The sequence below is a fragment of the Mixta intestinalis genome, assembly GCF_009914055.1.
Classification (GTDB): Bacteria; Pseudomonadota; Gammaproteobacteria; order Enterobacterales; family Enterobacteriaceae; genus Mixta; species Mixta intestinalis.
Window position 1 is genome coordinate 3,028,564 of sequence record NZ_CP028271.1, and the last position, 26,650, is coordinate 3,055,213.

Here is a 26,650-nt window from a genome sequence, read left to right on the forward strand (position 1 = left end):
GGCAGCACATCCCGCCGCATGTGTTAAGGAAGTATTTTCGACAAGCAATGCGCCACCCGTTATTCACGGAGCGATAGAAGGTTCATATTGAAAGGATGACAGCACTATCAGCAGTCATTATTGAGGAAAAGCAGAGGCTTACGTTGCCTGCATGATGCAAAGGCTGCGGCAGCAAAAATGCCGATGCCGCCAGCCTTACTATATTTTGATGCGGCTCAGGCCGAAAGCTCGCTAACCAGTACGCCATTCACATACAGCTGTTTTGGCCGATCGACATTTTCCGGCAGCGGCGGCTCATCGAGATGATCAACATGCAGAGCATCCCCCTCCTGCCGCACAATCACGCGTTCAGTCAGTTGTAGCTCAATGCTGATATGGCAGAGCGTGTCACTTAACCTCTCCGTTTTGAAGATGAATCCGGTACGGCGCCTCTCCGCGCTGGTCATCATATCCGGCTGATTTTCATGCAGCCAGGCTAAAATCGGCACGGTAATCAGATCGATATCATCCGCATAGTCTGTAATGTTCACCGTAAGCTGATAGTGATATTCGAACGATAACGACGGCGCGAGTGTAGAGATAACTTGTCCTGACGGCATCAGCATCCTGAGGCTGTCAGGATTTTGCGCCAGCGACGGAACGTGGTTAATCAGCGCTTCGCGCAGCGATTTCGGCTTTAACATCATGTTGCTCCTGGCATTCTTTGATCATTTCAATCTGTAGCCCGCACGAAACCAGTGCGGCTTCCAGCTGGCGGTTATCCGCCGCCAGATCGCCCTGCGTCTTCAGGTGATTTCCCGGCACCGGACAGCTGGTCACACGCGGACAGCCAGTCCAGATAAGCACGGGCGTTGCTGAAGGCGGGACGCGTGTGCAACCGGATAACATCATCAGGCAAAGCAGCACTACTCCAGCTGCGTAATGTTGGACTTGCATCATTTTCCTTTTGTATCTGCTGTTCACGGTTAATCGCAGCCGAACTGGCACGTCCCTGCTGCAAACGGAGCGCGGCTTCACGCTGCGCGCTTTCACGCGCCTCTTCGTTTAGCCGATTGATAGCCCTGTCGCGGCTTTCGATCCCGGCAGAGAGCGTGCCGATTGCACGCTGCGCCTGCTTCAGATCGTTTTCAGCAACGGAGAGTCGCCAGTACACAACGCTCAGCGTCGTCAGCGATGCGGCTAACAGTAGGGCTAACAGGCGCATCATGCTGCCCCCTTAAGGCACAGGGCCAGTTCACGTTCGCGACGGTTTTGTAACCCTTTGCTGAATAAGCCGTTGACATAAACCCAACGCTTCAGCTGCAGGCAGGCGTTGCGCCACTGGCCTCGCTTAATGAATGTCGCCAGCGTCGAATTACAGGCGGCCCGCACACCAACATTAAAGGCGAACGAGATCACCGCGTCATACACCTCCTGCGGCATATCACTGCGCATACAGGCATCAATGCCGCGTTCGACGCGCATCACGTCATGCACCAGATTGATCGCCGCCTGGCGTTCATCAATTTCGCTACTCGACGTCACCCCTTCAGTGTGGCCAATGCCGTTTGTCCAGACACCGGCGCTACACTGATAGGGCGAGGTGCGGCAGCCTTCTGCGTCAGCAATCAGCCGCAGCCCATCTTCCGATATTTTCAATACATCAAATTGCGGTAGCAGCGCGGCTATTGCCAGCACGGCTGCCGCGGTACAGCGTTTAACAATCTGGCTCAAGGTTCACTCTCCCTGTGCGCCCTTCCGCCGTAGTTCGTACATTTTGCGGCGGTAGTGCCAGTTAATAAAAAACGTTGCTATGTTGATCATCAGCGTCACCACGGCCACGCCGGAACCGACCATAAAGGCAATATCCTGCGGCGTATGACGGGCAAACCACATCAGCACAATGCCGATCAGGTAGTTAACCAGCGAACTGATTTTCTCCATAACCCGTTAATCCCACAGATTAACAGTTTCGCTCGTTGCCGCTTCCGGCACTGCCGGTAGCGTTATTTCACAGCCGTGCGGTAGAACTGGCCCGCATTCAGCCAGCCCGGGATTGGCTGCATACACCTGTTCAACCACCTGCTGCGTATATCCGTAGTAGCGCAAGCAGATTTCATCAACGGTGTCTCCCTGTTGTGCATAAACGTTCATCGCAGCTTCTCCATCAGTCGCCCACTCTTTTCAGCAATAGCGCGAATAACCGGCCAGGTCCGCGTACGCTCGGCGATAATACGCACCAGTATTCTGGCAATAAGCCTGATAGCTTCACCTCGATACTGTTTTGCCCAGGTTTTGCCTTGAAAAACGGCTTTTTTTATTGCTGGAAGTGAAAGATCAATAATTTCTTTAACACGACGCCCGTAATGCTTTATCGCCGCCCGGAAAAAGGTATTTTTTCCTGGTGGTCCGGCAGCTTTTATCAGCCGCCATCGGTTGAGTAATGCTGAAATCATTTCAATGGCCTCTTATTTGATGGACAGCAAGGAAAAACAAGATAAGTTCAGGTCAACTCTAGTTTTGTCTTTTCCCACCTTTGTCTCAATCAAAGCCCGTCCGCTCATACAGGAATAAACAGCATCCGCAACCACGAGCGCTTATTTATCAATAACACCGATGTTCTTTGCGATGGGCTGAAGGCTATTCGTATCAGGCAGCGTTGTTTTCTGATTAAGAGAACAAAGCAGTGCAGCAATAGTTAAATGTCACAGGCAGTGAAATGAGGAGGATATGACGCCGGATCGGCAGACAGGAAATAGTAAATAATCGATGTGAAAAAGGGTCAGGAAAGACTCTCGTATTTCCGATACGCGTTATTATGTCATACTGCTGGTGAGCGAGGCGTAAATAAACAGCATAACGCCGTGACTATAAGCCACTACATTAATGTTCTGTTTCATATTATCGCAGGGAAATATTCGCCTGCTGACAATATTTAATTGCGAGTAGTCTCAATGCTAACCTTAAAGCAGCGATCTGTATGTTGTGTGTAAAAGGTGCAACTCAACGGTCTACGTTTTATTCATCGTTGTTAAAATTCCGATAATACTGCCGAAGAAAGCTATTTGTCGGCAGAGAGTGCCGAAAGAGCTGCTGAAAGCTTCTTCGTTTTGACTATACTGCTGCCTGCTATTTCAGCAATGAGCGCAAGCGCAATCTCCCGATCGCGCTCCCGGCAGGTACCCTGTGTTGTTAGCCTGGCAATCAGTTCAACCCGTTCAAGCATTACCTGTTCTTGTAAATCCATTTCTACACTCCCTCCCCCGATAATTACTGTATACATATACAGTAGCACAGCATGACTTTCGATATAAAGAATTTTCAAACCTGCACTAGCCGTAAATATGACGCTGATATGTATGCCTTTTTATAACATAGCCAGGTGCGAGCCATCCCTGCTAATGTCGGGGAAAAGCGCGACTATTCACCATTTCGCCTTCGTAAAAGCAGGCGTTCCTCCATCCATCAGGGGCTTTTTATCTACTATTTCTCTTAAGCGACGGAAGCGTACCAGCGGGCTTTCTTTGCTGTTCTGCTTTATTGCCCGAAAGAGTTCGCCACTGGCGACGCTACGGAACCAGCGTCCGGCGATTTTCGTCTCCGTACCACCAATCAGGCGTACCGCCAGCCCCCGGCTGATGGTTTCTCCGGTCAGATCGCGAACCTGATCGATAACCTTATCGCAGGCCGCTTCCGTTTTATCCGCACGGCGCAGCGTTCGATGCCGTTCCGGTGGGCGAGCGGCTTTAATACGCGCCAGTATGCGCCGCCGCTCTTTGCGGCTGAGCTGTTCCAGCATTGCCCGACGCCAAATTCCGGCAGGTGCAGGATCTTCCCGCTCCGTACAGTTATTGACAGAACTCCAAGGAAACGCAGGCGCATCCCTGACAACAGCCTCAGGGTCAATAACCCGCTTCGGTACAATCTTCCACCGCGTCAGACGAGTCAGAATCGGTGTGTCGCTGCCAACCGCAGTGGCATAGACCCCTTTAATGCGCAGAGTTTCCTCGCCGTACCGGTTCCACTCTTCGCCAGCCTGATACCAGGTGCGCACCGCCAGGTCATCGCGACGTACAAACGGGCCACCCTGAGCATTAACGTAGGCTGCCCAGTCTCCGGCATCGGCGGCATGATGCGCAGCGGCTAGCTCCACGCTCAGACCGCGCGCGGCATCACTCTCGGTCATTCGGCGCAATTCACGATAGACGGTCACCGGCGCGCCACCGACAAACTGAAACTGACGGATATGCCAGCGGGCTGCCCAGGCAGAAACGGCGACAGCGGTCTCTTTTAGCGTTTTACCGCTTTCATTATCCCGATCGCCGTCCAGCGCATAGCCATCAATATTTTTGGAGATATACTTCGCCACGTAACCGGTAGCGCTGCCCTTCAGCGGATCGATCGGTTCAGCATGGAAACGTGCCTGCCTGGCTTTCTCCGAGGTCAGTTCATCGGGCTCCTGCTGGCAGGCGTAATCACGCATCGTCTGGCGTACCTGCGCCACCGCCTCCGGGCGCATAAACAGCAGCATATGCCAGTGTGGAGTACCGTCATGATGCGGCTCCGCAACACGGATACCAAAAATACGAATATTCGCGCGATGCAGCCTGGCGCGAATTTTTTGCCAAAGGCGACAAAGATAACGTTGGGTTTCTGTCGGGCTGGCACCGTTCCATCTACGGTTACGGTGCCCGGTTTTGACAGTGGCATGATAGCGGCCCGGTGCGGTCAGGGTATAAAACTCGCCGACAAAGCCCATCTGATTGCAGATATTTTCAAAACCACGGATGCGGGTCATTAACTCGCAGCGTCGAATCGCCGGATTGGCGACGCTGCCATCATATTTATCGATCAGGCTGATACGATTCCCTTCTTCATCCTCCAGCTCCATCCCTTTAAGAAATTCGCGAATGCGACGCTTCTGCTCACGCCATTCGATAACGGCCATGGTGCTGGCGTAAGGCGTATGAATTTTGCTGACGTTCGCCAGCGCAATCTGCAAATGTTCACGCCACGCGGCAGCGACGCGACGTAGCTGGCCTCGCCACCACTTTTCGTTCTGCATACGCATAATGGCTGGCGTCACCTCTTCCGGGCTGAAAAAGCGGGAGGCGACTCTGTCCCACAGCGGCGGCGTTTGCCCCACATCGCGGGTAATCGTCGCGGCGGTCATATAGATGCGGTGCGTATATCGATAATCGGATTCATGCGCCGCTCGCCCGTGTGCCTGGGTTATCTCCGCCAGGATAAAGCTGGCGATATCGCCGGCCAGCAGGTCCACATCGGCACGGGCCATATCTGGCAGGCGATTAACGCGTTTTACCAGTTCCCATAGCGTGCCTGCGGCCCTGGCCGCACCCGGTTCGGCGGCAGCGTTGGCGCTCAGTAAACTAACCGTGCCACGATGCAGGGATGTCGGACGATACTGCTTGTTAACCATTTCAATGCGCGGCAACGTGCGTTCAACAACATTTTTTATCAGGTAAGCATTGGCGCGGGCCGTGCCATGGGTAATTTCCAGATCGTTGAGGTGATGTCTGATATCCCGCTGCACAATCGTCGGCTGCTGTTCCAGCAAACGCTGCGCCTCAGTCAAAGCCGCAATCATTCGATCGCGGCGGTAAATCTCTTCATAGGTAGGATAGGGGCTGGCGATCGCTTCCCGCGGTGCGTTCCACGGGTAAGCATATTCCTGGCTCATCAACGTCCGCCCTGATAATGTCGGCTTCTCAGCTCCTCAATTTCCTGGCAGGTGACACAGCGCGTCACGCCATGAATGGCGCGACGGCGTGCCTCAGGAATGGCGCTGTCGCATTCTTCGCAGAAAATGGCACTAACCTGCTGTGGACGACGAATGACCGCCGCGATATTACGCTCCAGCGCCTCATCCAGATTCTGCTGTTCTAAATCTATCGCATCCATTAATGCAGCTCCCACATCTCGCGCTCGTAGCACTCAGCTTCCTGACGTAGCAGCTCCGCTGCCTCAGTACCGTTGAGATCCAGCGTATTGATACGCAAAGCAATCGCCCCCAGACGCAGGGCTACCGCCAGCGCGCACTCTTTACGCTCGGCGGCGATAATCGCCTGCAGTGCCGATTCATCTACTTCAAATAAATCGTTTTCGCTATTTAGCATTGTTTTTCCTCCAGTTTTCAGGCAAAGGCATGCCCGGCGGGTTGACGCCATTTACGGGTATTTATGGGTAATGAATTTATTTATGCAGACAGAAAGCTATCCGCGATAGAAAACTGACGCGGCAAAATACGTCCCCAGCGCGATAGCTGATTCATTGCGATAATGATCAGTTCACGACGCTGTTCATCGAACGATTCAAACGGCCTGCCGACGTCATCCGCCCGAAAGGTTCCCGGAGCATCACGGTTTGCCAGCGCCAGTACGCAAAATTTAAACGCCTCATTCTGGCGGTTAAAATAATTCAGCGCCGGGTTGCGGTTATTGCTGCGTAGCTGCCGCCACGTTTTACGGAATTCCTCAAAGGTCATTTTTTCAACTTTATCCACGCGGGAATGCACCAGCCGAATGGTGGTAAAAGGCGCTTTTGCGCGCTGCGGCGCAAGCGCGAGAGCCGTACACTTCACCATGTTTCAGCACCTTCCTGTTCTCCCGGCGGCATTTCACCTGTAATCCTGCCGGGAGAGGTAAATTTATCCGCATCGTTAAATTCACTATTTGTGAATCACGGGCCAACGATGATTTGAAAACGCGAGTGCCCTAATGCTTCGCGTACCTGCTTCTCTTTCCACTGCGCATAGAGAATTTTCACTCTGCCGGTAGCACGCAGTTTCCCTTTCTTGATCCTGCGCGCCTCGATAGGCAGACAGGGGTTCTCCCCGGTGGTCCAGCGACGAACGGTGCGCAAAGAAACCCCCTCCAGAGCCGCAAACTCAGCGGCATACACCTTTTCACGAGGGATTTTGACGATTGTAATTTCACTAGTCATATAGCATGATTCCCAGTTAGCCAATTTACGCCATCCCTGGCCAATAAATGCCGATTAATGCCAACGATGGATACCTTTTTAGGAATAGTAATTCGGTTTTCCGTATTGCGCAATACGTAAGGACGTTTTTTAATGACGTTTAATATCACTTCGACTAATGAGCAGGTTTTGGATCGCATCTGTGAGGTCTACGGCTTCCATCAGAAAGTGCAGCTGGCGCGCCACTTTAATATCGCCGCCAGCTCGCTACAGAACCGGTATAGCCGTGAACATATCTCCTTTGATTTCGCCGCACTTTGCGCACTCGAAACCGGTGCCAGCCTGATGTGGATTTTGACCGGCCAGGGTGAACGCTTTACAGGAAAAGGGGATAGATCCGCAGATAAAAGTGAAGTTTGCACGCTGGAAAAATTCACATTAAGTGAAGGTGAGTTAGCCAGCACGGGCCAGTTTGCTATCGATCGCAGCGTAGTCAGCAAGGCAACGGCCCAGGTCCAGTGCATCGAATCTGACGGCACGCTATTTTTTGTCGAGCAGTCTTCTGCACTTTCCGATGGCTTAAAATTAGTGGATATCGATGGCACCATCAGCATTCGTGAAATCGCTGTATTACCAGGCAAAAAGCTGCACGTTACCGGTGGCAAAGTACCCTTTGAGTGCGCCACTACGGATATAGGTATATTAGGACGCGTAATAGGTTCTTACAGCGACACTAACTGATGCTGCGTTACGGCATATAGCGCAGGAAGATGGCTCACCGCATCACGGAAAGATGCGCCACGTTTCTGAATGCATGCCCGAACGCCGACGCGCATCAGTAGCAAGTGGCCTCTGGTCTGTCAGGCCATCGATCTTGCGCTTCAATCTGTAGAATGGAAAGAGAACAGAATAATAAAGGCATCGAGTGGCATTATTTTTCATCTTTAAACAGAAGATGCTTATTACAGTTTATTTTTTCCACCGTTTGGGATAGATATTTAACATCGCCTGGGCTCTGTTTCAGGCGATAGCCAAACCCGCGCGTTGAATGATTAACTTTGTTCGCTTAGAATATTTCAGGCGGCGTTTTGTCTGTTTTTAACCGTGCTTAACCAATAGCAGATTTACCAACGTTTCGACTTACTGTTACTTCTGACAGGCTTATATAAATCTTCAGCATCGCACTCTGACAATTTTCTATTACGTGGGAATAATTATGAAAAAAATTCTGGGATTAGCTACCTTAATGTTCTCTTTTGCCTCACATGCTGCGTTCGTTCATCCATTAGATTTTGATGGTTCTGAAGCGCAAAAAGCTGAGGTTATAGATTACATTAAGAATAGAGTGCATCAGGATTATTGCGATAGCGCGCTGGATATGTGCCAACCGACAACGCTGCGCATGATGGAAAAACAGAACCTTGCCGCTTTTAAATCATTAACCAGTGCTAAAAATCGTGCGGTGCTGGATAACGTTATTGATACCTATTGTGACAGCAGCCTTGATATGTGCACCTATGCCAATCTCGATATGATGTACAAGCAAAACCTTAAAGCCAGCAATGAATCATTAAGCTGGTAACGAAATAATTACAACCCCTCGTATTGCTTAATACAATTATAATTACTGCTACAAAAACAGGTGCCGAAGCTAAATCTATTCTTTGGCATCCTGATGAAAGAAAGTACGCCCTATAATATAAATTCGCGTTACAGAAATTACCCGGCATATTTTTTCCAACAGGCTGCCAGCGCACCTGAACATGCCCCGTTATAAATTTTATATTGACCAGAGCACATAACACCTCACCGATTAGCGTTAAGCTCCTTGAATTCTTCACTAAACAAGCCAAACACCCAATCATCCTGCCAGCGCCCGTGCAGGTAATAATTCCTGCGCAACACGCCTTCCTGAATAAATCCTACCTTTTCCAGTACCGCTTTTGATGCCAGGTTGCCCATCGTTACGGTTGCCGTCAGCTTGCGAAAATCAAGCGCAAACGCGGCATGACATATCGTTTGCAACGACTCGCTACCGTAGCCTTTGCCATGAAAAGCAGTGTCCAGCAGGAAACCCACTTCAGCTATCCCATTACCACGGTCGATAAAACCGGTAACGCCCACCGGCTGGCCGGTTCCCTTTTCCTGAATCGTCAGGCAGAGCCAGTGCTGACTGCTCGGGTGCCAGGGAAGCAGGCGCACTTCAAACGCCTCACGACGTATCGTCTCAGCGTCACGCACATCGCAAACGTAGCGCATTACTTCAGGGTCTTGGTTCAAAGCCAGGAAAAAAGGCCAGTCTTCTTCCGTCAGAGAGTGATAACTCAGGCGAGGAGAATCAATATGCATCGGACTTTCCGCTGTAGGGTTTCGGAAAACCATAGCAGAAACCGCTAACGGTGTACTTGCTCATTTTTCGCGGACCGCCGGTAAAATACCGATGCTTATAGCGCTTGTTCAGGCGATTGGAAAATATGCAGCTGCGTATGATCGATGAGAGTTAATTAAGACCTTCGCCGGAGCCGCTATGTCTGATAAAGATCCCGTTGTTGAACGCCTGTCGCTGGAGTTACTGGCTCTGCGCCAGATAGTCCAGATGCTGATTGCTTTTGGCAATGTGCCAACCGGCGGCAAGCTGAACAAATATCTGGAAAATCTGGCGCACGATGTTGAGCATCGTGACGGACGAGAGGCGAACAAAGCGATCGCTGACGTCATCCGTACCTATATTCGCCCATAATTCTGCCCCCGACGCCGTGCGGTTTTGCGGCGGCGTCAGCAAAAAAGGCAGAAGCAGTACGCCGGTAGAACACTGTTCGCTCAGCCAGTCACTCCCGCAATAACAGCCCCTGCACCAGTGCGCCCCAGCTGGCGCACAGCAGCGACGCCAGCAGACAGGTGGAAAATGCCCAGCACTTCTGACCCTGCCAGAGGCGTTAAACGGCCCGGCGCACGGTATCAGCATAAAAACAGCGACCAGAACAAACAGAACATTAGCCCTTATCACAGCACTAATTATTAACAGGATGAATCTTCCTCAACGAGCCGCCGAATAAAAAAACGGGCGCTCAATGAGCCCCCGTCCCTGCTTAACGTTTCCTCAGCGCCTCGGTTAGTTAACCGTTACTGGCCATCGGCTAAGCCGGATACCGCGTTCTGGTGCTTTCTCGCCGAAATCTTTGAGCACTGCTTTAACATCCGCATCGAGATAATCGACATTGTCATGTTCCACCACAACTACGCTATTTTCCGGAATCGTCTCCAGCAAATGTTGCAAACGCGGGTTATGCATAAATGTCAGGTTCTGCCGCAGCCGTAACACATAGTGATCCTCACAACGGGTAAGGTGCATGGCGTTACGATGGCTTTTATAAAGGCTGTAGAGGATCTGCGTAGCGATCCCAAGTCCGATCCCGATCAGCATTCCGCAGGTAATAATACCAACGATAGCGATCGTAAAAGGAACAAACTGCTGCGCGCCCAGCCGTATTTGCTCAATAAACAGCCGGGGCGCGGCCAGCTTATAGCCGGTATAAAGCAGCACTGCCGCCAGGCTTGCTAAAGGAATCACATTCAGCAGAGCGCTAAACCACAGGCCGCACAGCAACAGCAAAATACCATGCAGCAATATGGAAAGTTTGCTCTGTGCGCCAACGCTGACATTGACCGAACTGCGCACGATCACCGCAGTAATCGGCAACGCACCAAGCAAACCGGCCAGCGTATTGCCAATCCCCTGGGCCAGCATCTCTCTGTTTGGCGAAGGGGAAGGATGCTGTGGACGCAGCTTATTCAGCGCCTGCTGGCTGAGCAGCGTTTCCAGGCTGGCTACCAGCGCCAGCGTCATCGCCACCACATAAACCGAAGGATTGCGCCACGCTTGCCAGTCGGGGGCTTCCAGCTCAGCGGCCAGCGCTCGCAGGCTACCAAACGCGGGCAGTGAAATACGCGCCAGGTCGGCGTTGAAGTCAGATTGCCAGCGTTCACCGTAAAACGTCACCAGCCCGCCAAACAGTACGGCGATGAGCGGCCCCGGAATCCAGCCCAACGCTTTGATTTTTTTTACCGCAGGCAGGCTCCACAGCCACATAATCAGCAGGCCCGCTGCCGCAACAATGATGGACGCCGTGGAGAAAGGGAAATCCCCACTAAATATTGCCCCCAGGCTGCTGTCGCCGCGGGCACCCAGCGCGACCGGAATCTGCTGCATGATCAAAAGGATCCCGATAGCCGCCAGCATGCCTTTAATCACGCTGCCCGGCACCAGCGCAATAAAACGCCCGGCACGCACCAGGCCAAGCAGTAGCTGGAATATCCCGGCCAATACCAGCGCCAACAGAAAAGCGGAAAACGATCCTAACGTTTCCACTGAAGCGACGACTATCGTCACCAGGCCCGCGGCCGGGCCACTAACCGCAAAGCGTGACGGACTGAATGAGGTCACCACCAGCCCACCGATTACGCCAGTCAGCAGGCCAACAAACGGCGGTAGCCCGCTGGCCTGGGCGATCCCCAGACACAGCGGCAGCGCTACCAGAAAAACAACCAGACCAGCAGGAAGATCCTGCCGTACTGTTTTCAGGTTCATCGCGAATTTACCTCTGCCGATAGCTGAATTAACGTCGTTAAATGGTGTCGCTGCCCGTGGGGCTCAAAGGCGCGCAACGTTTGCTGCGGTACTAATAAGGCCCAACCGTGTTGCACCACTAACCGGCCTTTCAGGGTCATCAAAATTATCGTCTCCATGCAGATAAATAGCGGCAAACCTGGGCGACATTGAAATCACCAGGCAATACGGAAATGAATCAATAAAACGTGGTTAATACTTTTCACGCTAACTTTCATGATAATAAATAACCATCAAAAAACAACCTGATAACAACAATTTAAAATGTAATGTTATTTAGATGCAATGTATATTTATGGTAAACACTCTCCGGAGGCGAAACAATTTCAACGCATCCATCTCTGTTTAAATTTTTTTATAAATCAATGCATTGTAAAGATCTAATTAGTCTGAAAATACTTAAACAGGAATGCATTTCGCATTTAAAAAAAGAATTACATTAGACGTCGATCTCATTAAGAGCATCGTGTCTCAATATTTACTTATTAACATCCTTTTTCCACAATAAGAACAAGCTATAATGATTATCGGCAGGTAAATACCCCTATTAATTTAATTACGCAGGTGAACAATTAAACAGGTGTGGTTGGTATTTGAAATAGCGTAATACCGTCATAATTTCAGCAGGTACTAATGACAGGCGCGCTTTTTATTAATCATTTCAGAACCGTTGTCTATTTACTCCAAATCGGGCGCATAACTCATACTTCCCTGTCTGAGTGGACAACGGTATATTCAAACCTCTCGTCACCAGCAACATGCCTGCTATGCTGGAAGCAAACCACCACGCGACTTATTTCACTCTCAGCAAGGATGACTTATGTCTGATGCTCCTCTGATACGTACCTCCAGGCTGCTCTCTTCACTTAACTGGCTCGAGCATGCTTTCCTTCCGGCGGGTATGGCACCTCCCGCTGAGAGCGCCTTTGGACATCAACGACATACCGCCACGGTTATTACGGCAGAAGAAGCTTTTCCGCCAAAGGTTCGTGAAGCGGATGGCGTGCTCACTAACGGCTCGCGTCCGGCAGCGATTTACACGGCGGATTGCCTGCCAGTGCTGATCGCCGATACACGTCAGTATCAGGTCGCAGCGGTGCACGCAGGCTTAAAAGGTGCGCTGGCCGGCGTGTTAATGCAGGCGGTAACGCGGTTAATTAGCGGCGGCGCCACACCAGACAGCCTGTTCGTTGCTATCGGCCCGGCGATAGCGTCCTGCTGTTATGAGTTAGGTAATGAGGTGATGGATAATATTCGGGCTAACCCGCTGGTGACAGCACCACGCTATTTTTCACAGCAGCCACGCAATGAACGGGCAATTCGCCCGCAGGCGCGCGCTACCCAGCATGGCATATGGTTCGATCTGCCTGCGCTGGGACGCCAGATGCTGCTGGACATGCAGATTCCGGCTGCTCAAATTGAGGTATTACCGGTATGTACCTATTGCAGCGCCGAGCCTCGCTCCAGCTATCGCCGCAATACGCATACCAATGAGGGTTACGATTTACGCTATGCCTGGATACGGCGGCGCTAGCAGAAAGAGAGTATTGATAGTAATGAGATGAGAATAAGAACAAGAGGAAGGTTACACTGAGACTTTCCTGCCGCCTGTTCGGCAGGATAGTTATCCAGTGTGACAGCGCTGTCGGCCGCATGGCTGGTAATAAGGGTTACGAGCGTTCTATCGCTTCGGGACGGGATAAGAGATCGTTGCTGTATTTAAAGAGCTCACTGTCAGAGCGTAAGCCAAGTTTTCTTAATGCCGACTGCTTTTGTCCGCTCACGGTTTTACGGCTACGTTTGAATTTTATAGCAATTTGCGAAACGCTCATGCCGTTCAGAAAACAGCGGATTACCTCTACTTCACGTGGGCTGAGTAGCTTGACGCGCTCATAGAGCGTCCCTTTCTGTGCCGTTCCTGCCTGACCGCTACGCGCCTCTTCATTGATCACATAGAGATCTTCGATTTCATACGCCATATCGCGCGACAGCCAGTTACGGCCTTGCCCTACCTGACGAATCGCCTGAATCATCTCACTCATATCCTGGCTTTTACCGATGAAGCCTTTAACGCCCGCATTCAGCACCATTTTAACTACTGCCGGGCTTTCCATTGCGGATGAAATCAGAATATTGAGGCGTGGGAAGTGGTTGCGCAGCTGTTTAATCAACGCAAGGCCATCCAGCTCGCGCTCTCCCAGTAAGAAATCAAGAACCAATACATCCAGCTGTAAATCTGGCAGTTCGTTAAAAAGCACCTGACTGGAACCGAAAGTACTCACTAACACCATATCTGGCTCTGCGCCGATACAAATTTCAAACGCAGTACGGATCATGGGGTGATCGTCCAGTAGCGCAACCCTCAACGGGTGGGCGATCGTCTTCGTCATCTTTTTCACTCCTTGAATCATTATCGATGATTATGCGCACCAAAAATTAAAATTCTGATACACCGCTTCATGCAGTGTTTAACGGCTGGTTTCGCCATTTTATTAATACTTGTGGTTACTTTTTTCTATATTAAATGCGTATATCCCTGTCGAACTGACGCACACAACAATAGAGAGTTAAAGGCGACTCACAACATTGCTCTTCCCGCGGCGCTGACGCTGTAAAGTCCGTCCGCGCTTAAGGTTGAGACAATTCCCGATCTTTTTAGCATAAAAATACCTTTCCTGATAGCCCATTTCTTAGCGAAACGCAATTGGTTTTAAGAAGAATAAACAACGATGGACAATACAAGAAATGTCTCAAAATAATTATGAGCGGATAACAGCCCTATGTTTCAAAGCGGAAAAAATCTATTATCTTCAGTAAAATCGTAAAATAAAACCCAGCCTTTATAAGACATTACTTCACTCTGAATTTTAATTTTTTGTAAACCCGGGTTTTCAGGACGGCGTTAATGATAAACAGGAAAATTTACTTTTACTTTTGTTTATTTATTCTTAACTTTCCCGTATTCGCCCAACCTCAGGAATTAACATTGCTGATCAATACGGATCTGTTGGTTCCACAGAAAGAAGAAATCAGGGAATTAAAAAATCTTACCTATCCATCATTATTACGCGTTGGTGTTCCCGGCTCTGCCCGTCCTCCGGTTTACATCAATATGGAGTCAGGGAAATTTGAAGGTATCGCCGCCGATTATTTAGGTGCCCTGAAAAAAATGCTGGGCGTTGAGATCCAGATAATTTCCTACGATACGCCTACCGAGGCCTCTCACGCCTTGAGAAGCAACCAGCTCGATATGCTGGCTTTCTATAATTCGCATATCTACGATTCCGATAACGTTGTCGCTACCACGCCCTGGCTACTCGATTATGCGGTCATCGTCGAGCGCGATCGCTCAGCAAGCGAATTTAACCATGCCACACAGCCGATACTGGCATGGGCAGAAGCACCGGGATTTGCGCCAATACTGCAACGCTATTTTCCCCATGCACGCCTGAAGCATTTCAACAGTGTTGAAATGGCCTTAGCCGCCGTGGCATATGGCCAGGCAGATGCGATGTGGGGTAGCGCAGCCAGCACCGAATTTTTACGTCGTTACGGTTATAGCAGCCTTATCGCCGCGCCAGCCGAGCTGTCGATCGCGGATATGAACCTCTCTTTCGGTGTTTCTACCGCTCACCCACAGCTGGCTCAAGCGATTGATATCGCGCTGCAATATATTCCTCTGGCAGGACGTCAACGTGTGGTTGGACGCTGGGGGCTTGATTCAACCTTTGTACTAAAAGCCCATCCCCTGATGTTAAATGCGGAAGATGAACGCTGGCTCCAGGAAAACCGGGTTATTTCCGTTATACCGAGCCGCGGTATGCCGCCGCTCTCCATCATCGGCCACGACGATCAGCCCGAAGGGATCGAAATTGAATTTTTGCGCATGATCAGCGAGCGTACCGGTTTTAAGTTTATCTATGGCCCACCCTCCGCCAGGCGCGATGAAAACCTGCTAACGCTCTATCCAGCATTACTGGAGCCGGAAACCCCCGATGCCAATCTTATCTATTCACGTCCCTATATTGTTACCCCCTGGGTAATGGTACAGCGTGAGCATGGCGTGACGGCAGCTTCGCTGTCACAGCTGCGGGATAAGCTGCTGGCGATTGAAGAGAGCAGCCCGATGCTCAAATGGCTGAAGCACTATTATCCCGGCTATAAAATCATGCAGGTAAAGAATTCACAGCAGGCTTTTAACCTGCTGGTAAAGGGCGAGGTTGATGCCATCATCCAGCCCAAGCTGATCGCAGATTATCAAATTAACAATCGCTATCTGGGGCGCTTAAAAATCGTCCGTACTGTTGGTGACCAGCCGGCACGCTTCGCCATGGCGACCCAGCGTGAAAATATCGAACTGATTCATATCATCAACAAAGCACTGCTGAATATCTCCCGCGTAACCCAGGAGAAAATCGTGTTGCGCTGGCAGAATGCGCACCATACCGATACCAACAGCTACTGGCAGTATTATCACGGCGTATTGGTCAAGGTGGCGTTGGCTGTTGGGTTAATCACCCTACTCATTTTGCTGTGGAACCGTCATTTACAGCGCATCATTCGTGAACGCACCCGAGTTGAACAGGCGCTGAAAAATCAGCTCACCTTCTCCAACACGCTGTTTGAAGAGTCGCCGGTGGTGATGTACGTACGCGACCGACAGATGCGCCTGCTGCACTGCAACAAGGCCTACGTTGATTTCTTACAGCTGCCGCGCGAAAAACTACTGGGCTCGACGTTACAGGAGCTGCCCGAAGATTTTGAAGTCCATGAGAGCTTCTATGCCATCTATGAACAGACCTTTGAAGATGGCAAACCGATGGTGCAGGATCTCAAGCTGCGCTATCAGGGCCGCGATTACTACACGCTGCACTGGGCGCTGCCCTATCGCGATCATGCCGATAATATCGTGGGTATTATCGGTGGCTGGCTGGATATTACTGAACGCTATGAACTGCTCACCGCGCTGGAAAAAGCGAAGGAAGAAGCCGATCGCGCAAATGAGTTTAAGAGCCGTTTTCTTGCCAATACCAGCCATGATATTCGCACTCAGCTACACGCAATTATCGGCCTGCTGGAGCTGGAAATGCGGCGATCCACCCGCCCGCTTGGGCCAAATATTACCGCAGCCTATGAGTCCGCTACCGCGCTGCAAAGCCTGATCGGCAACGTGCTCGATCTCTCGAAAATCGAATCTGGCGTGCTGCAACCAGAGCCTGGGCATACCAACCTGGTCACCATTGTCGAACAGCTGTTTACCCTGTTCCGCAGCAAGGCAAAGGCTCGCGGGCTGCGCTTCCGCAAGCTGATCACAGTTGAAGATCCCTGCGTAATGATTGACGCCACCATGTTCAATCAAATTGCCGCTAACCTGCTCAGCAACGCGCTGAAATTTACTCATAGCGGCGAGGTGGAGATCTCCCTGTTACAGCAGGCCCCGAGGCCGGATGAAGTAGCGCAGGGCCGCTACCTGCTCAGAATCAGCGATACCGGCTGTGGTATCAGCGCACACGAACTGCACAAAATTTTCGATCCCTTTGTGCAGGCGGGCGATCGCGTCAGCCAGCAGGCGGGAACCGGCCTCGGCCTGAGTATCTGCCGCCATCTGGCGCATCTGCTTAACGGCGAAATCAGCGTGGAGAGCGAGCCTGGGGCAGGCTCCGTCTTTACCTTCAGCTTTAGTGCACCTCTGAGTCAGGAAACGCCGCCGACCGTTGTCAAGCCTGAACAGCCCACCGGCGCAGGTGTGAGACATATCCTGATCCTGGAGGATCACGCGCCTAACCGCCTGTTGCTGGCGCAGCAGCTGAAATATCTGGGACATCAGGTCACCGAAGCGGAGCGTGCGGCACAGGCGCTTGAGCAGTGGGAACAGCATAAAAACAGCTTCGATCTGATTATTACCGACTGTAACCTGCCCGATATGGATGGTTTTACCTTTACGCGCACCCTACGTCAGCGCGAAGAGGCGCTGGGCCTGAAACCGATAGTCATTGTCGGTCTGACCGCCTCGGCGGAAACCTCGATCCAGCAGCGCTGCCTGGACGCTGGCATGAACTGCTGCTTGTTTAAGCCTGCCAATATCGAAACGCTGAGCAGCTTTATCTCTACCTCGGTTCCGGTAGGCGCTGCCGAGCCGCCTGCCAACAGTCTGCTCGATCAGGTAGCCGCTGCCGATCCGGTTGCCTGCGGCAAGCTAATTGAAAGCGCCATTGAAAGCCATCGGCAGCTGGCGGAAAAGCTTCAGCATTGCCAGCAGCACGATGAGCTGACTACCCTGGCGCATACGCTGAAGGGTGGCGCACGGCTACTGCATGCCGTCAGGCTGGAACAGCTTTGCCAGCAGCTGGAGAACAGCCAGCAAGGAGATCGGTTGCTGGAGGCGCTCTGCCAGGATGTGATCAACGAAGTGCAGGTGCTGGAGGCGCAGCTGTATGCGCGGCTGAAAGCGCTGAACCTTCCCTGACGCTGGCTCACACCTCGCCCGCTTTCTGTCGCTGAAAGCGGGCAGAACGCTTTTTTGATATACTTCACACCCTGATCGTCTGACGCTTTTCTTTCCTGCCGCAACGGCTACAGTCAACTCATCTGACCACTTACAATATATTAACATTCAGGTGAGCCGCTTTATGTCGATCGCCCCTTCGCTTTTCGATCCGCTCGATCTGGGTTTTACCCAGCTTAAAAACCGTGTGCTGATGGGATCGATGCACACCGGCCTGGAAGAGCGCCCTGACGGCGCTCAGCGTCTGGCTGCTTTCTATGCGGAACGGGCGGCTAACGGCGTGGCGCTAATCGTCACCGGCGGCGTTGCGCCTTCCCCGGAAGGGGCTATTACGTCGGGCGGTGCGCTACTGAACAGCGAAGCGCAATTGCCCCATCATCGCCCGATCACCGATGCGGTACACCAGCACGGCGGTAAAATTGCCTTACAGATCCTGCATGCCGGACGCTACAGCTATCAGCCTTCGCTGGTAGCCCCTTCACCGCTCCAGGCACCGATTAATCCGTTCACGCCACAGGCGCTGACGCACGAGGCGATCCTTCAGCTGATCGCGGATTTTGCCCGTTGCGCCGCGCTGGCACAGCAGGCAGGCTACGACGGCGTAGAAATTATGGGATCGGAAGGCTATCTGATTAATCAGTTCCTTACGGCATGCACCAACCAGCGCAGCGACGAATGGGGCGGCGATTTTGCGCAACGGATGCGTTTTGCGCTACGTATTGTTGAAGCGGTGCGGGCAGCAACCGGAAACCATTTTATTATTATCTACCGGCTGTCGATGCTCGATCTGGTACCGGACGGCAATACCCTGGACGAAACAATTCAGCTGGCGCAGGCAATAGAAGCCGCAGGCGCAACGTTGATTAATACCGGCATCGGCTGGCACGAGGCGCGCATACCCACTATCGCCACCGCCGTTCCGCGCGCCGCCTTCGGCTGGGTTACCCAAACGCTACGTCAGCATCTGACACTGCCGCTGATCGCCACTAACCGCATTAATCAGCCGGAAGTGGCACAGCGCCTGCTGGATGAAGGCTGTGCGGATATGGTTTCCATGGCGCGCCCATTTCTGGCAGACGCGGCCTTCGTCAGTAAAGCGCAGGCCGGGCGCGCAGCGGAAATCAACACCTGCATCGGCTGCAACCAGGCCTGCCTTGACCAGGTATTTGTCGGTAAGGTCAGCTCCTGTCTGGTCAATCCACGCGCCTGCCACGAAACGCTGATGCCGTTGCAGCCAGCATTCCGGGCCAAAAATATTGCGGTAGTCGGCGCTGGTCCCGCCGGGCTCGCCTTCAGTGTTAATGCCGCCATGCGCGGTCATCGCGTAACCCTGTTTGATGCCGCACCCGAAACCGGCGGCCAGTTTAACGTGGCGCGCCAGATTCCTGGCAAAGAAGAGTTTAACGAAACGCTGCGCTACTACCGTACCCAGCTGGCGCTTCATCGGGTCGAGCTGCGCCTCAACTGCCGCGCAGATGCGGCGATGCTGCGCGATTTCGACGAGATCGTGCTGGCAACCGGCATTATCCCTCGTACGCCCGATATTGCAGGAATCGATCATCCGAAGGTTATGAACTATCTGGAAGTATTGCGCGAAAAAAAATCGGTGGGACAACGGGTCGCCATTATCGGCGCGGGCGGCATCGGCTTTGACACCGCCAGCTACCTCAGCCACGGCGATCGCGCCAGCAGCCTCGACGGTGACGCCTTCTGCCAGGAATGGGGCATCGATAAAAGTCTACGGCAGCGCGGCGGTTTAACCTTGCCGCAGCCGCCGCACAGCCCGCGCCAAATCTGGCTGCTTCAGCGTAAGGCGGGCAAACCGGGTGCCGGTTTAGGTAAAACTACCGGCTGGATTCATCGCAACAGCCTGCTGGCGCGAGAGGTAAAAATGTGGGGCGGCATCGTCTATCAACGCATTGATGACAGCGGCCTGCATATTATCCGCGACGGCAGCCCGTTGCTGCTGCCGGTTGATCGGGTGATTATCTGCGCCGGACAGGAGCCGAACCGGGCACTGGCTGCACCGCTCCAGGCGCTGGGCAAGTCGGTGCATATTATCGGCGGCGCAGATGTGGCGCTGGAGCTGGACGCGCGCCGCGCCATTGCCCAGGGGACACGTCTGGCGCTGGAACTGTAAGGACTCAGCGCAGCTTAACGGAACGCAGCACAACAAATTTTTTGTTTGACGCTACCAGCGTGCAGTTGCCGAACAGCTTTTTCATCTTACGATGGTAGTCGAGGTGGCGATTGCCGACGATGCGCAGCTCGCCGCCATATTGCAGGCAGCGGCGCGCATCGCGGAACATCTGCCAGGCGATATGATCGGTAATGGCGCTCTGCTGGTGGAACGGCGGGTTGCACAGCACCGCGTGCAGGCGATCGGAGGGGAATCCACTCAGCGCATTACCCACCTGAAAATGGCTGCGCGCCATATCCTGCGGGCGGTTCTGCTCCACGTTAAGACGGCTGGAAGCCACCGCCATCCAGGACTCATCGACAAAATGCACCTCAGCCTGCGGGTTCATTTCTAACGCCAGCAGGCCGATAACGCCGTTTCCACAGCCAAGATCGACAATCTCGCCGTCGATATTATCGGGCAGATGTTGCATAAAAAAGCGCGCACCAATATCCAGCCCGCTGCGTGAAAAGACGTTGGGATAGTTATGGATCTGCCATGGCGTTCCTTCCAGCGGCCAGCTCAGGGTTTCCGGATGGGGCTTCAGCGCAGGTGCAGCAAAGGTGCTGTAAATCAGACGTGCTTTTTTCCATGCCAGCGAGGTTTTGGTCGGGCCGATAATACGTTCAAACAGCTGTAGCGTGGAGTTATGGATCTCTTTCGCCCGCGCCGCAGCGATAATCACCGTTTCCGGTGTCACCACTTCGCGCAGCTGACGCAGCTGGTGCTCCAGCAATGTCAGCGCTCGTGGGATTTTAATCAGCACACAGGCGGGCGCGGCGGGCAGCGGTGCCAGGCTATCGAGCATCACCACGCGATCTTCATCAAGCTGGTTATCGCGCAGATTCTGGCGCGTCGCCTGCTGGCTGATCCATGAGTCGCTGATGCTATAGAGCGGGCGATCCAGCGCGCAGGCCAGCGCGCCGAAGCTGTCGTTGAACACCAGCAACGGCCCCTGTTCCGGCGCGGGCAGCGCCTGTTGCAGCAGATACTCATCTGCGGCATCCCACGCCTGTAGCGGGTTTTCTTCCTGCATACGCGGAAAACGGTGTAGGGTCAGCGTGCGGTGGCTCAGTTCTAAATGGCTCATGGATTCCTCGGCGTGGTACTATTGCGCATCTTTTCGCCCCGAAAGCGGGGGCGCAGTATACTGCCTTTTTATTCGAGTCGCGTCATGTCATCGTTAATTTATCTACAGGGTTACCCCGATACGCTGCTGCGCCAGGTGCAAACCCTGATCGACCAGCAGCGCCTGGGCGAAGTGCTGGAAAAACGCTATCCCGATATGCACAGCGTAACCAGCGATAAAGCGCTGTATGACTATACGCTGGCGCTGAAAAACCGCTATTTACGCAACGCCGCACCGCTGAACAAAGTGATGTACGACAGCAAAATCCGCGTTATGAAACATGCGCTCGGCCTGCATACCGCCGTTTCTCAGGTACAGGGTGGCAAGCTGAAAGCCAGAGCGGAAATCCGCGTCGCTACCCTGTTCCGCCAGGCACCGGAAGCCTTTTTGCGGATGATCGTGGTGCATGAGCTGGCGCATATTAAAGAGAAAGATCACAACAAAGCGTTCTATCAGCTCTGCTGCCATATGGAGCCGGAGTATCACCAGCTGGAGTTTGATACCCGGCTCTGGCTGACGCATCAGGCATTACAGGGCAACGCCGGTTAACTCAGATGAAATCTTTCGCTTTCCTGATCAGGCTGGTTTTGGTCAGCACGCCGAGGTATTTACGATCCTGAGGATTATTCAGCACCGGCAGGCGCTCCAGCGTAACCTGCGCGAACGCCTCCCACCCTTCGCGAATGGTTTGATTACGGAACACGCAGGGAAACTGCCCGTCCATCACCAGCACCACTGGTGAATTGAGCGTCAGTTCGCCATCAAGAATTTTGCGGGATATATCGTGAATCGATACCACACCGAGGAAGTGGCCCAGTTCGTTGATCACATAGACATAGCGCTCTTTTTTCAGCGAGCTAACCGCCAGCGCGCGCCCTACTGATTCATGCGGCAACAGCGCCGCGCCGGGCACGATAAACTGCTCGATAATGCCGTTATCGAAATCCAGCTTGGCATCGGCACGGCTAAAGTGCTGCGTTACTACCGGATAGGTGCTGGCAGCCTGTAAACGCCAGGCAAGCATCGCCGCCAGCACGCTGGCAATCATCACCGGAAACAGCAGACTGCTGTTGAGCGTCATCTCCAGCACCATCAGCATCGCCATCAGCGGTGCCTGGCTGACCGCCGCCAGCACCGCGCCCATGCCAACTACGGCGAACAGCAGCGCGTTACCTGTCGGCATCCCCGCCTGCATCGCCAGCGTAGCGATAATCACCCCCAGCAGCGCCCCGACCAGCAGCGATGGCGTAAACAATCCGCCTACCGCGTTTGAACCGACCGACAGCGCCGTCGCCGCCATCTTCGCTACCAGCAACAGCAGCAGCGCAGGCAGCAGATAGCGCCCGGCCATGATATGTACGATCACTTCATAACCGTTGCCGAGAATATCCGTAGACACTATCGCCAGCACGCCCACCAGCACGCCGCCCAGTCCAAGGCGCAGCGGCAGACTTTTAACATGGGCAAATAGCTGCCTGCTGCGGCTAATTAGCGTGATAAAAACCCAGCCCAGCAGCCCGGACAGCAGGCCAATGACGATTGTCAATAGCAGCGTGGTCGGGCTAAGCTGGAACTGCGCCTCCGCAAACGGATAGATGGCGTTGCGATAACCCAGCGCCCACATCGTCATCACCGCCGTCGCCGCCGCGATAATCAACGGGATCAACCTTTGCAGCGCCGAGATACCGAAGGCAATCTCCGCCACGAAAATCGCCGAGGCCAGCGGCGCGTGGTAAACCGATGCCAGGCCCGCCGCTGCCGCCATCGCCACGATTTCGCTGTTGCTGATGGCGGTACGGCGAAACAGAAAGCGTCCCATCAGGCTGCCACACAGCGCGGAAAGCTGCACCATCGGCCCTTCTTTCCCCACCGACGCACCGCTGCCGATGCTGGCGATCGATGAAAGCGCGCGAAACAGCGAGGTTTTGGTCGGTACCGCGTCAAGGCGGGCGTTAATCACCTCCAGATAGTCGGTTTTGCTGGTCTGCTGGCGCTCAAGAACTGCGGCGTAATTCAGGAAGAAACCGGCAATAACGCCACCCAGACCAACAATCAGCGGCCAGAAAAACCACGGCCAGACGGTAATCGCTTCGGTAATATCTCGATCGCTGTGAAACAGTAGCTGGTTGATCAGCTCAATCAGGCTGCGAAAGCCCAGCGTTACCAGCGATGCCGCACAACCTACCGGGATAGCGACCCAAATAGCGGTCCAGTTCAGAACATGTTTACTGCTGCTCACATCGCATCCTTCTGTTGCGGTTTGCTGGGGTCAGGCGAAGCGCCATGATATTGGAAGGCGGAACGCAGGATCAAATTCTCTCTGCCGCCCGGTGATAGCGTGCCGCGCCACCTGTGTTATGCAGCCTTCTTCGCCAATGCCCGATTATTTCTGATGTTTCGTTTGGCTATTGTAGGCACTAACTGGATTACGTGGCGGTTGGTCGCTGCCGTGCAGCAAACCGACGCGATGCAGCCGAGCGCTGGCTGACAGAAAACCGCCGACAAACTGGTGTGACGTCTTCGGCTGATGGCCTTTCGGCCAAATGATGTGTAAATATTGCTAAATATTTCATACAGACATTGCTTATTTCCTCGCGCCCTTCTATCTTTTGCTTCAGCAAAGGGGAGTAACTTGTAAGCCGATCGATCGTCATTACGATGCGCTACGCATCCGGTCATCGGGCAACCCGGAATCTATTCTGTGTTGTAAGTGAGACCTTGCCGGAAGGCGAGGCTTTGCTTGCAGTAAACGGCAACGGCTGGCGTCTTCCGACGTTAGCCGTTTTTGTTTATCGACAGGACTGAATTATGCAAACCGTAGGCACACCGTTACTCTGGGGCAGCTTCGCCGCTGTCGTGCTGATTATGCTGGCGATCGATCTCTTTTTGCAGGGACGTCGCGGCGCGCAAACCATGACGTTAAAGCAGGCCACTTTCTGGTCGCTGGTCTGGATCTCCGTCTCGCTGCTTTTTGCCGCTGCCTTCTGGTGGTATCTCGATGATGCCGTCGGCCGGGAGATAGCGAATACACAAACGATGGCGTTTTTAACCGGCTACGTGTTGGAAAAAGCGCTGGCGGTGGATAACGTTTTCGTCTGGCTGATGCTGTTCAGCTACTTTTCTATTCCGGCTGCCTTGCAGCGGCGCGTGCTGATTTACGGCGTGCTGGGCGCTATCGTGCTGCGCACCATTATGATCTTTGCCGGGAGCTGGCTGGTTACCCAGTTTAGCTGGATCCTCTATCTGTTCGGCGCTTTCCTGCTGCTTACCGGTATCAAAATGGCCTTCAGCAAAGAGGATGATAAGAACGCCGTCGGAGATAAACCGGTGGTGCGCTGGCTGCGCAGCCACCTGCGCATGACGGATGAACTACAGGGAGAGAAATTTTTCGTGCGCCGTAACGGCCTGCTGTATGCCACGCCGCTGCTGCTGGTGCTGATTATGGTGGAGCTGAGCGACGTGATTTTCGCCGTTGACAGCATTCCGGCTATCTTCGCCGTCACCACCGATCCCTTTATTGTGCTGACCTCCAACCTGTTCGCCATTCTTGGCCTGCGCGCCATGTATTTCCTGCTGTCGGGCGTGGCAGAACGTTTTTCCATGTTGAAGTATGGCCTGGCTATCGTACTGGTATTTATCGGTATTAAAATGCTGATTATCGATATCTGGCATATCCCGGTAGCGCTATCGCTGACGGTGGTTGGCACGATTCTGGGCATGACATTAGTGATTAATGCCTGGGTTAACCGAAAAAATGACCAAAAGCGACTGACAAAATAATATTCGGCGGTGCACATAGTGCACCGTTAATAATTTTGCGTCATCAGCATGTAGTAAATGCAATCACTATCACAGTTAAGTTACACAGTGATAAAAAATTTTGATCCGCACCGAAAAGGCAGAATTTCTCCTTTTCCTGCCAACGCATTTCCTTATACTCCCCCTGGCAAACACTCATGCCGTATTTTCGTCCAGTTGGGCAATCACGGTCACAATAACAATTACTGGTTCTGACGATGGGAAAAAGTTCTTCTACGTTGATTGCGCGCCTGCTGGGCGGCAGTCTGGTAAAACAAATCATGATTGGCCTGGTGGCGGGTATTGCCCTCGCCTGGTTTTCAAAAGAGACGGCGCTTGCCGTTGGGCTACTGGGCTCGCTGTTTGTCAGTGCGCTAAAAGCGGTTGCGCCGCTGCTGGTGCTGATGCTGGTTATCGCTTCCATTGCTAACCATAAGCAGGGACAAAAAACCAATATTCGCCCGGTTATTCTGCTTTATCTGTTAAGCACCTTTTTTGCCGCTGTAGTTGCGGTGGTATGCAGCCATCTCTGGCCGCAGACATTGACATTGAATGCAGCACAGGAAGGTATTACGCCGCCCTCCGGCATTCTGGAAGTGCTGCATGGCTTGCTGATGAGCATGGTTGCCAACCCATTTGACGCGCTGATGAACGCCAACTATATCGGGATTTTAGTTTGGGCGATCGGTCTGGGTATCGCGTTCCGCCACAGTAGCGACAGCACGCGCCAGCTGTTAAACGACGCTTCAGAAGCCGTTACCTGGGTAGTGAAGATGGTCATTCGCTGCGCGCCGTTGGGGATCTTTGGTCTGGTGGCGTCGATTCTGGCCTCTACCGGCTTCTCCGCGCTGTGGGACTACGCCCATCTGTTGACGCTGCTGATTGGCTGTATGCTGCTGATGGCACTGGTATTTAACCCCATTCTGGTATGGTGGCAAATTCGCCGCAATCCCTATCCGCTGGTATTTACCTGCCTGCGCGAAAGCGGCGTCACCGCCTTCTTTACCCGCAGCTCTGCGGCCAATATTCCGGTCAATATGGCGTTGGCGAAAAAGTTACAGCTGGATGAGGATACCTACTCCGTATCTATTCCGCTGGGTGCAACCATCAGCATGGCGGGCGCGGCGATTACCATTACCGTGCTGACGCTGGCGGCGGTCAATACGCTGGGTATTCATGTGGATGTGCCAACCGCCGTGCTGCTCAGCCTGGTAGCCTCACTCTGCGCCTGTGGCGCATCTGGCGTAGCGGGCGGTTCGCTGCTGCTGATCCCGGTTGCCTGTAATATGTTCGGCATCCCTAATGATGTTGCAATGCAGGTTGTCGCCGTTGGCTTCATTATTGGTGTGCTCCAGGATTCGGCGGAAACCGCGCTGAACTCCTCTACCGATATTCTGTTTACCGCTGCGGTCTGTCAGGCGGAAGAGCGCCGTGAGGCGGCAAAAAATCCTGGCTAAGTGCTGTGGATTGCAAAAGTAAGGCGACCTGCGG

At 53.0% G+C, this 26,650-nt stretch carries 26 protein-coding genes and 1 pseudogene; 9 read left to right on the forward strand and 18 right to left on the reverse strand.

The window, feature by feature from the left end:
- Nucleotides 1-215: 215 nt before the first annotated feature.
- From C7M51_RS14005 to C7M51_RS14060, 13 genes and pseudogenes are all read right to left on the reverse strand, one after another.
- The gene (locus C7M51_RS14005) at nt 216-683 is read right to left on the reverse strand and encodes a phage tail protein (RefSeq protein ID WP_160623658.1); all 468 of its coding nucleotides are present in this window, start codon (nt 681-683) and stop codon (nt 216-218) included.
- Nucleotides 646-936, reverse strand: coding sequence for an Rz1-like lysis system protein LysC (gene lysC, locus C7M51_RS22480; RefSeq protein WP_244323733.1), 291 nt, complete (start codon nt 934-936; stop codon nt 646-648). The genes C7M51_RS14005 and lysC overlap by 38 nt, the downstream gene beginning before the upstream one ends.
- Nucleotides 860-1,207 (reverse strand): annotated as a pseudogene (locus C7M51_RS14010) (Rz-like lysis system protein LysB); the annotation flags it as partial. The pseudogene C7M51_RS14010 and the gene lysC, both read right to left, overlap by 77 nt.
- A complete protein-coding gene (locus tag C7M51_RS14015; protein ID WP_160622356.1) occupies nt 1,204-1,713 on the reverse strand; it encodes a lysozyme in 510 nt (169 codons plus the stop codon). The gene C7M51_RS14015 and the pseudogene C7M51_RS14010, both read right to left, overlap by 4 nt.
- Before the next feature lie 3 nt (nt 1,714-1,716).
- Nucleotides 1,717-1,923 carry a phage holin family protein gene (locus C7M51_RS14020; protein ID WP_160622357.1) on the reverse strand — a complete coding sequence of 69 codons (207 nt, stop codon included), beginning with the start codon at nt 1,921-1,923 and terminating at the stop codon, nt 1,717-1,719.
- A 6-nt stretch (nt 1,924-1,929) separates the two neighbouring features.
- Entirely contained in the window at nt 1,930-2,133 is a 204-nt protein-coding gene (locus C7M51_RS14025; protein WP_160622358.1) for a tail protein X, read from the reverse strand.
- Nucleotides 2,130-2,435: a hypothetical protein gene (locus C7M51_RS14030; protein ID WP_160622359.1), complete on the reverse strand. Its 306-nt coding sequence runs from the start codon at nt 2,433-2,435 to the stop codon at nt 2,130-2,132. The genes C7M51_RS14025 and C7M51_RS14030 overlap by 4 nt, the downstream gene beginning before the upstream one ends.
- Before the next feature lie 605 nt (nt 2,436-3,040).
- The gene (locus C7M51_RS14035) at nt 3,041-3,226 is read right to left on the reverse strand and encodes a hypothetical protein (RefSeq protein WP_425280973.1); all 186 of its coding nucleotides are present in this window, start codon (nt 3,224-3,226) and stop codon (nt 3,041-3,043) included.
- Nucleotides 3,227-3,403: 177 nt separating this feature from the next.
- Nucleotides 3,404-5,680 carry a replication endonuclease gene (locus tag C7M51_RS14040; RefSeq protein ID WP_160622360.1) on the reverse strand — a complete coding sequence of 759 codons (2,277 nt, stop codon included), beginning with the start codon at nt 5,678-5,680 and terminating at the stop codon, nt 3,404-3,406.
- A complete protein-coding gene (locus C7M51_RS14045) occupies nt 5,680-5,901 on the reverse strand; it encodes a TraR/DksA C4-type zinc finger protein (RefSeq protein ID WP_160622361.1) in 222 nt (73 codons plus the stop codon). Before C7M51_RS14045 ends, C7M51_RS14040 begins: the two co-directional genes overlap by 1 nt.
- A complete protein-coding gene (locus C7M51_RS14050) occupies nt 5,901-6,116 on the reverse strand; it encodes a DUF2732 family protein (RefSeq protein ID WP_160622362.1) in 216 nt (71 codons plus the stop codon). The genes C7M51_RS14045 and C7M51_RS14050 overlap by 1 nt, the downstream gene beginning before the upstream one ends.
- 80 nt (nt 6,117-6,196) lie before the next feature.
- A complete protein-coding gene (locus C7M51_RS14055) occupies nt 6,197-6,583 on the reverse strand; it encodes a hypothetical protein (protein WP_425280974.1) in 387 nt (128 codons plus the stop codon).
- Nucleotides 6,584-6,678: 95 nt separating this feature from the next.
- Complete coding sequence (locus C7M51_RS14060) at nt 6,679-6,942, reverse strand: hypothetical protein (protein WP_160622363.1); 264 nt, start codon at nt 6,940-6,942, stop codon at nt 6,679-6,681.
- Between the two features lie 132 nt (nt 6,943-7,074).
- Between C7M51_RS14060 and C7M51_RS14065 the strand changes: the two genes are divergently transcribed.
- Together C7M51_RS14065 and C7M51_RS14070 are read left to right on the forward strand one after the other, a co-directional pair.
- Nucleotides 7,075-7,662, forward strand: coding sequence for a phage repressor protein CI (locus tag C7M51_RS14065; RefSeq protein ID WP_160622364.1), 588 nt, complete (start codon nt 7,075-7,077; stop codon nt 7,660-7,662).
- A gap of 475 nt (nt 7,663-8,137) precedes the next feature.
- Nucleotides 8,138-8,503: a hypothetical protein gene (locus C7M51_RS14070; RefSeq protein WP_160622365.1), complete on the forward strand. Its 366-nt coding sequence runs from the start codon at nt 8,138-8,140 to the stop codon at nt 8,501-8,503.
- A gap of 224 nt (nt 8,504-8,727) precedes the next feature.
- Here C7M51_RS14070 and C7M51_RS14075 read toward each other — a convergent pair whose 3' ends face one another.
- Entirely contained in the window at nt 8,728-9,270 is a 543-nt protein-coding gene (locus tag C7M51_RS14075) for a GNAT family N-acetyltransferase (protein WP_244323734.1), read from the reverse strand.
- Between the two features lie 178 nt (nt 9,271-9,448).
- On the opposite strand from C7M51_RS14075, the gene C7M51_RS14080 reads away from it, so the two are divergent.
- Entirely contained in the window at nt 9,449-9,661 is a 213-nt protein-coding gene (locus tag C7M51_RS14080) for a hypothetical protein (protein ID WP_160622367.1), read from the forward strand.
- A 372-nt stretch (nt 9,662-10,033) separates the two neighbouring features.
- On the opposite strand, the gene C7M51_RS14085 is transcribed toward C7M51_RS14080, so the two are convergent.
- The gene (locus C7M51_RS14085) at nt 10,034-11,509 is read right to left on the reverse strand and encodes a SulP family inorganic anion transporter (RefSeq protein ID WP_160622368.1); all 1,476 of its coding nucleotides are present in this window, start codon (nt 11,507-11,509) and stop codon (nt 10,034-10,036) included.
- Nucleotides 11,510-12,368: 859 nt separating this feature from the next.
- On the opposite strand from C7M51_RS14085, the gene C7M51_RS14090 reads away from it, so the two are divergent.
- Complete coding sequence (locus tag C7M51_RS14090) at nt 12,369-13,082, forward strand: purine nucleoside phosphorylase YfiH/LACC1 family protein (protein ID WP_160622369.1); 714 nt, start codon at nt 12,369-12,371, stop codon at nt 13,080-13,082.
- A gap of 136 nt (nt 13,083-13,218) precedes the next feature.
- Here C7M51_RS14090 and C7M51_RS14095 read toward each other — a convergent pair whose 3' ends face one another.
- Nucleotides 13,219-13,938 (reverse strand): response regulator, encoded by a 720-nt coding sequence (locus tag C7M51_RS14095; RefSeq protein WP_160622370.1) that lies wholly within the window; start codon nt 13,936-13,938, stop codon nt 13,219-13,221.
- Nucleotides 13,939-14,534: 596 nt separating this feature from the next.
- On the opposite strand from C7M51_RS14095, the gene C7M51_RS14100 reads away from it, so the two are divergent.
- Together C7M51_RS14100 and C7M51_RS14105 are read left to right on the forward strand one after the other, a co-directional pair.
- Nucleotides 14,535-18,014, forward strand: a complete 3,480-nt coding sequence (locus C7M51_RS14100; protein WP_160622371.1) for an ATP-binding protein — start codon at nt 14,535-14,537, stop codon at nt 18,012-18,014.
- A gap of 163 nt (nt 18,015-18,177) precedes the next feature.
- On the forward strand, nt 18,178-20,193 hold the full coding sequence (locus C7M51_RS14105; RefSeq protein WP_160622372.1) for an NADPH-dependent 2,4-dienoyl-CoA reductase: 2,016 nt from the start codon (nt 18,178-18,180) through the stop codon (nt 20,191-20,193).
- A 4-nt stretch (nt 20,194-20,197) separates the two neighbouring features.
- Here the strand turns inward: C7M51_RS14105 and rlmG are convergent, their stop codons facing one another.
- Nucleotides 20,198-21,322 carry a 23S rRNA (guanine(1835)-N(2))-methyltransferase RlmG gene (rlmG, locus tag C7M51_RS14110; RefSeq protein ID WP_160622373.1) on the reverse strand — a complete coding sequence of 375 codons (1,125 nt, stop codon included), beginning with the start codon at nt 21,320-21,322 and terminating at the stop codon, nt 20,198-20,200.
- Between the two features lie 84 nt (nt 21,323-21,406).
- Between rlmG and C7M51_RS14115 the strand changes: the two genes are divergently transcribed.
- A complete protein-coding gene (locus C7M51_RS14115; RefSeq protein ID WP_160622374.1) occupies nt 21,407-21,910 on the forward strand; it encodes a M48 family metallopeptidase in 504 nt (167 codons plus the stop codon).
- A gap of 1 nt (nt 21,911) precedes the next feature.
- On the opposite strand, the gene C7M51_RS14120 is transcribed toward C7M51_RS14115, so the two are convergent.
- Complete coding sequence (locus C7M51_RS14120) at nt 21,912-23,600, reverse strand: chloride channel protein (RefSeq protein WP_160622375.1); 1,689 nt, start codon at nt 23,598-23,600, stop codon at nt 21,912-21,914.
- 569 nt (nt 23,601-24,169) lie between these two features.
- On the opposite strand from C7M51_RS14120, the gene C7M51_RS14125 reads away from it, so the two are divergent.
- The gene (locus tag C7M51_RS14125) at nt 24,170-25,141 is read left to right on the forward strand and encodes a TerC family protein (RefSeq protein WP_160622376.1); all 972 of its coding nucleotides are present in this window, start codon (nt 24,170-24,172) and stop codon (nt 25,139-25,141) included.
- 236 nt (nt 25,142-25,377) lie between these two features.
- A complete protein-coding gene (gene sstT / locus C7M51_RS14130; protein ID WP_160622377.1) occupies nt 25,378-26,616 on the forward strand; it encodes a serine/threonine transporter SstT in 1,239 nt (412 codons plus the stop codon).
- Nucleotides 26,617-26,650 lie beyond the last annotated feature (34 nt).